The sequence below is a fragment of the Streptomyces tateyamensis genome (genome assembly GCF_003205575.1).
Classification (GTDB): domain Bacteria; phylum Actinomycetota; class Actinomycetes; order Streptomycetales; family Streptomycetaceae; genus Kitasatospora; species Kitasatospora tateyamensis.
Genome location: NZ_PYBW01000400.1, coordinates 1 through 249, shown reverse-complemented (window position 1 = coordinate 249; position 249 = coordinate 1). Strand labels below are relative to the sequence as shown.

The following is a 249-nucleotide window of genomic DNA, read 5'->3' as shown; positions in this document are numbered from 1 at the left end:
CGCCGGCCGAGCCGGAGGTGAAGAAGATCCCGCCCCACAGCTTCTTGAACCCCCCGTCAGGTGCGCCGGGGCCCTGCAGGTTCTGCGGGAAGAGCGCCTGGGACAGGCCCCACCAGGTGATCACCGGGGCGATCGCCTTGATCCGCGGGTCGGCGGCAGCGGCTAGCAGCGAGATCGCCCCGCCGTACGAGGCGCCGGTGATCCCGACGTCCGGGTCACCGGGGCCGTCCAGCTGCACCTCGGGCCGCT

Annotated in this window: 1 protein-coding gene; it reads right to left on the bottom strand. The window is 73.1% G+C overall.

Annotated elements, in window-relative coordinates; translation table 11 throughout:
- Nucleotides 1-249, bottom strand: a 249-nt coding sequence (locus C7C46_RS33920; protein ID WP_146259361.1) for a CocE/NonD family hydrolase, incomplete at both ends; no start/stop codon positions are given.